The organism is Gemmatimonas sp. (assembly GCF_044345575.1).
GTDB lineage: Bacteria > Gemmatimonadota > Gemmatimonadetes > Gemmatimonadales > Gemmatimonadaceae > Gemmatimonas.
Window position 1 is genome coordinate 1 of sequence record NZ_JBIJAW010000199.1, and the last position, 5900, is coordinate 5900.

Genomic DNA, 5900 nt, shown 5'->3' on the forward strand with positions numbered 1-5900 from the left:
GGCGTGGCCGAGTTCTCGCGGCCATCACGCAGCACACCCGGGACGATGCGCGCCTGATCACGATCGAGCGTCTGCATGGAGAGACCGCGCGTCGTGAGGAAGTGCTGCGTGGCGTTGAACACGTCGCCACCGCGACGGAAGTCCCACAGCATCGTCAGCGAGGCCCGCTTGTAGCGCAGGTTGTTCGTGACACCCATGGTCCAGAGGGGCTGCCGGTCGTAGCCCGCATCGATGAAGCTCGTGCTGCGGATGGGCAGGCCGGTGGTGGGGTCGATCAGCAGCTGGCCCTGATTGTTGCGCTGATAGAACAGGCCCGTCATGGAGCGCGTGGACAACCCGGGCGCCACGCCGTTGCGGATATTGCCGTACAGCCACGTGTCCGACACGTACGACTCGGGCAGGGCGTTCGGGAGATTGAGCACCCGGCCGCGCGCCTGCTCGTAGTTCGCGATCACTTCCCACGAAAGGTTGGTCTTCCGAATGGGGAAGCCGCTCGCAACCACTTCCACACCGGAGTTGCGTGTACGCGCCCCGTTCAGATTGAACAGGATGAACCCCGTGCCGTACGAACCGCGGATGTCGTTGACGATTTGATCCTTGGTTTCCTTGCGGTACACCGTCGCGTCGAGGCTGATGCGATCGTTCAGGAACGACAGCTCGAAGCCACCTTCGCGCGACACCGCGAATTCCGGCTTGAGGCCGAGGTTCGGGCCGGTGAAGCCGTAGCCGTAGCCGCCGCCCGTAGTCGTCTTCGACTCGAGGAACGGACGATACGCGTACGGACGTGCATCACGTCCCACCTCGGCATAGCTGGCGCGCAGCTTCGCCGTCATGAACTTGCCGATCGCCGGAACGGCGTCCGACAGAATCACCGAGCTCTGGACCGAGGGATAGAAGAACGAGTTGCGCTCGATCGGGATGGTGGAGGTCCAGTCGTTACGACCCGTTACCGTGACGAACGCCCAGTTGTCGTAGCCGAGCTGCGCCTGACCGAAGGCGCTGACCAGGCGGCGCTGCGCGATCGTGGTGCGCGCAAAGCGCGTGGCGATGTCGGTGTTGTTGATCGAGACGAAGTTCGGATCGAGGAAGTTACGACCGCTTTCGGCGTTCACCTCACTCTTCGAGTCGGACAGGGCGTGGCCGACCAACCCGCTCACCGTGAAGCCCCGGCCGATCTTCTGCCGGTTGATGTTGAAGATCGTCTGCGTGTTGATGTTGCGCGTCACGTCGACGGCATTGTCCATGATGCCGTTGTTCGTGAAACCCACCGAGCTCTCGGGGTGCCGCAGGATCTGGTTGCTGTTGGTGTAGTTGTCGACGCCGATGTTGGTCTTGAGGTAGCCCCACGAGAACGGCGTGACCGTCAGCCCCATGTTGGGGAAGATGCGGTTGGTGCGCGAACCGATCTGGTTGCGGCTGACGCTGAAGTACGGATTGTCCACTTCCGAATTGGCCGCCAGCGCGGTGATGCGGCGGCGCGTACCGGCCGGCGAGAGGAAATCGCTCGCGTTGTCCGTCTGCGGCCAGAGCAGCAGGCCGAGGAGCGGGCCGTTGCCGCCCTTTTCCGGCTGGTCGTTGGAGGACTGCACGTACAGCATCGACAGATCCGCGCGCAGGTACTTGTTCACCTGGGCATTCATCGCCCCGGTGAGGTTGATGCGCTGCAGTTCCGAGTTGGGCACCACGCCGAGGTTGCGGTTCAGGTTGCCCGAGATGCGATAGCCGACCTTGTTGTCGTTCGTGGCGCCGCTGAACGTGAGCACATGCTGCTGCGACACGGCGGTGCGGAAGAAGCGGTCCACGTTGTCGAACAGCTGCGTGCCCTGCGCGTAGGGCGCGCCGAAGTACTGGAACGACCCGAGCGTGGCGCCCGCCTGCGAGGTGGGGCCGTAGATGCCCTGGATCTCGGGCTGGGCCCGCGTGTTGTCGAGACGGACCCAGTTGCTGTACTCGAAGCCGCCGGTCCCCGCCTTGCCGCGCTTGGTGGTGATGACGATCGCGCCGTTCGCGGCGTCGATGCCATAGAGCGCCGCAGCTTCCGGTCCCTTGAGGACGACGAGCGTCTCGATGTCCTCGGGGTTGATGTCGGCCGCGCGGTTGGTGAAGTCGATGCCGCGATTGCTGAACGCGACCGCCGAGCCGGGTGCATCGGACGCCAGCACGCCGGTGTTCAGCGTCTTGTTGTCGAGCGGCAGACCGTCGACGATCATGAGCGGCTGGTTGCTGCCGCTGATGGAGCTGACACCGCGGATGGTGATGCTCGACGACGAGCCGGGCACGCCCGAGGAGCTCGTCACGTCCACACCGGCCACTCGGCCGGCGAGCGCGTTGATGAAGTTTTCGCGACCGGTCTGCGCCAGTTCGGCGCCGCTGACCGTCTGCTGGGCGCTGCCCAGTTCGCGCTTCGTGGCGGTCTGGCCAAGGGCGGTGACCACCATCGCATCAAGGTTCGCCGCCGACTTCTCGAGCGACACGTCGATGATATTGGCGGCGCCGACCAGCCGTTCCTTGGGGACGTACCCGATCAGCCGGTATTGCAGCGTCTGGCCGACCCGGACACTGATGGTATAGATGCCGTTGCTGCTGGTCTGGACGACCTGGCTGGTGCCTCTGACAACGACTGAAACGCCAGAGAGCGGGACATCGCCGTCGCGCGTTACGCGCCCGGTGACCGTCTTCTGCTGCGCCGCAAGCGGCGACGCGGACAGGACGGCACCCACGAGCACCGCGAGGATGCGAATCTGCATGTGAGGAGGGGGCCTGAGGAGGAGGGAATAGCCTACCTTACCCGAGGCGGTGTGTACTGTCAATTCGTGCCGCTCGTCTGGGACAGCCGGCCAGACTACTCTTCCTGCATCTCTGCCAGCCCCGACCATGCCCGATCCGCTGCCGTCCCCACATCCCCTGGCGCTGCCAGTGGCCCCGCCGCGCCTCCCCTCGCGCGTCCTCGTGACCGGCGGCGCGGGGTTCATCGGCAGTGCCCTGGTGTGGGCCCTCAACAGCCTCGGGATCGAACGGATCGTGGTCACCGACCGGCTCGGCCGTGACGAGAAGTGGCGGAACCTCGTGCCGCTGCGCTTCGAGGACTACCTCGAGGCCGACGACCTGATGGCGCCCCTCGAGCGTGGCGCCCTGGGACGGTTCGACCTCGTCCTGCACCTCGGGGCCTGTTCGGCCACCACCGAGCTCGACGCTACGTACCTCGCGAAGAACAACTTCGAGTACACCAAGACCCTCGCCCACTGGGCGCTGGGCAACGAAGTGCGGTTCGTATACGCCTCGAGCGCCGCCACGTACGGCGACGGCGCGCACGGCATGGAGGACCGCGACGATACCACCGCCGCCCTCACCCGCCTGCGCCCGCTCAACGCCTACGGGTACTCCAAGCACCTCTTCGATCAGTACGCCGCCGCCATGGGGGTGCTGCCCAACGTGGTGGGGCTCAAGTACTTCAACGTGTACGGCCCCAACGAGGCGCACAAAGGCGAGATGCGGTCGCTCGTGCACAAGGCCCACGGACAGATCGAGGAAACCGGCCGGGTGAAGCTGTTCAAGTCGCACCGGCCCGACTTCCGCGACGGCGAGCAGCGGCGCGACTTCCTGTACGTGAAGGATGCCATTGCGATGACGCTGCATCTGGCCATGACACCGCACGCTGGCGGACTCTACAATATCGGGAGCGGCGAGGCCCACACGTGGCTCGAGCTCACGGGGGCCCTGTTTGCCGCGATGGGGCGTACCCCGCAGATCGACTTCATCGACATGCCGGAGAGCATCCGGGCGAAGTACCAGTACCACACGCAGGCGGATATCGCGAAGCTGCGCGCCACCGGCTACACGGCGCCGGTGACCCCGCTTGCCGACGCCGTGCGCGACTACGTGCAGGGGTATCTCGTGGGGGACCGCCGACTCGGTGACTGACCTGCGGCGGCGGCTTCAGGGACTACTCGCCGGGATACTGGTGCTGACGGGGTGCGTGGCACCGGCCCCATCGGCATCATCAGTGGAGCGCCCGCTAGCGGAGGGGCAGGCCGCGGCGGTCACCCCCCTGCGGTGGGGCGGCGACGCCGAGGGTGGGGCGCCATTCGTGGAGGCCGACCCGTCCGATCCCGCCAGCCTGCGTGGGTTCGACGTGGAGATCGTGGACATCGTGGCCCGTGGGCTCGGCCGCTCGCCGCAGTTCACCCAGGTGGCGTGGGCCTCCATCGAGCAGTCGGTCGCCCGCGGGGACTTCGATCTGGGTGTGTCCGGGCTCGAGGATCGTCCCGAACTCCGGGCCCGCTTCGCCGTCAGCCTGCCGTACTTCGAATTTCGTGAGGTGCTGGCCGTACGGGTCGCCGACCGGGACCGCTATCGCACCCTCGCCGACCTCGCAGGCAAACGCGTCGCCACCCTCGGCTCCACCATGGCCTACCGGCTCCTGCTCGAGGCGCAGACGCAGCGCGGGGTCGTCCCCGTGTCGTACGACGACGACGTGCATCCGTACAGCGATCTGGTGGACGGCCGCGTCGATGCCGTACTGCTCGATCATGTCATCGCGGAACGCGCGCTGGAGCGGCTGCGACGCGTGACGGGGCGCACCGCCGACCCGTTCGTGATTCAACCCACCATGGTCGCGCGCGGCGCGTATGTGGCGGTATTCGCGGCCGAGCGGGCCGCCCTGCGCGACTCGGTCGACGCGGTGCTGGCGGCACGACTACGCGATGGCACCCTCGCCGCGATCTTCAAGCGCTGGGGCGTATGGGACGACCAGCAGGCCATGTATCAACAGCGGTTGCTGGCGCGACTCGACAGCGGCGCGGCATCCGCGCCATCCTCGGCGGGCGACGCATCCGGCGCACGGCCAGTCACCGCCACGACGATTGCAGCCTACCTCCCGGCGCTGCTCCGCGCCGCGGCCATCACGCTTGGCCTGTCGGTGGCGGCCATGGTGCTGGCCGTCCTCGTGGGCGGCGCCATTGCCGCCGGCCGCGTGTACGGGAGCGCCGTCACGCGCGCGATGCTGGGTGCGTACGTAGAGGTCGTGCGTGGTACCCCGGTGCTGCTGCAACTCTTCGTGCTCTACTACGGGTTGAGTGCCGTGGTGCGGCTGCCAGCCATGCTGGCGGCGATCATCGGGCTTGGGCTCAACTACGCAGCCTACGAATCGGAGATCTATCGCAGCGCGCTGCAGGCGATCCCCCGCATGCAGCTCGAGGCTGCGCGCACGTTGGGATTGAGTGAGTGGCAGGTGTTCCGTCTCGTGCGCGGGCCGCAGGCGTTCCGTCTGGCGCTGGCCCCCATGACCAATGATTTCGTCGCGCTACTCAAAGACTCATCGCTGGTGAGCGTGATCACCGTGGTGGAACTCACGAAGCAGACCGCCATCTACGCGACGAACGTCGGCAGCTGGTTCGTGCCCGGGGTGCTCTGCGCGATCATCTATCTGGCCATGTCGCTGCCGCTCTCGCGCGTGGCGCGGCGTCTCGAGGCGCGCTGGCATGTCTGAAGCCACGATGATCCTGCACATCGATGCGCTGCGACTCACGCGGCGGCAGCAGGGTGAGACACGCGAGGTGCTGCGTGGCATCTCGCTGGCGCTCCCCGCCGGACGCATATGCGCCCTCATGGGCGTGTCGGGGGCCGGCAAGAGTACGGTGCTGCGCAGCGTCGTGGCCCTCGAACCGTTCGATGGCGGCACGATTCGGGTAGACGGAGTGTCGCTGAGCGCCGGCCCAGTGCCGAAGGAGTCGGCGCTCCGCCAGTTCCGTCGCAAGGTGGGGATGGTGTTCCAGCAGCACGCACTGTTCCCCCACCTCACCGTACACGAGAACGTGACGCTCGCGCCGGTCCACGCCACGGGGGCGGTACCGCAGCAGGCATCGAGGATGGCCGATGCCCTGCTCGAATCACTGGGCGTG

General features: G+C 66.8%; 4 protein-coding genes. 3 read left to right on the forward strand and 1 reads right to left on the reverse strand.

Annotated elements, in window-relative coordinates:
- Positions 1 to 2747, reverse strand: a 2747-nt coding sequence (locus tag ACIQ6O_RS11510; protein ID WP_396207933.1) for a SusC/RagA family TonB-linked outer membrane protein, incomplete at its 3' end; no start/stop codon positions are given.
- A gap of 127 nt (positions 2748 to 2874) precedes the next feature.
- Here ACIQ6O_RS11510 and rfaD point away from each other — a divergent pair.
- The 3 genes from rfaD to ACIQ6O_RS11525 all read left to right on the forward strand — a co-directional run.
- Entirely contained in the window at positions 2875 to 3921 is a 1047-nt protein-coding gene (gene rfaD / locus ACIQ6O_RS11515) for an ADP-glyceromanno-heptose 6-epimerase (RefSeq protein WP_396207934.1), read from the forward strand.
- Positions 3914 to 5488 carry an ABC transporter permease subunit gene (locus tag ACIQ6O_RS11520; RefSeq protein WP_396207935.1) on the forward strand — a complete coding sequence of 525 codons (1575 nt, stop codon included), beginning with the start codon at positions 3914 to 3916 and terminating at the stop codon, positions 5486 to 5488. Before rfaD ends, ACIQ6O_RS11520 begins: the two co-directional genes overlap by 8 nt.
- Positions 5481 to 5900, forward strand: a 420-nt coding sequence (locus ACIQ6O_RS11525) for an ATP-binding cassette domain-containing protein (RefSeq protein ID WP_396207936.1), incomplete at its 3' end; no start/stop codon positions are given. The genes ACIQ6O_RS11520 and ACIQ6O_RS11525, both read left to right, overlap by 8 nt.

Coding starts and splice junctions, on each gene's coding strand:
- rfaD (WP_396207934.1), top strand. CDS start 2,875: ATGCCCGATCCGCTGCCGTCCCCACATCCCCTGGCGCTGCCAGTGGCC.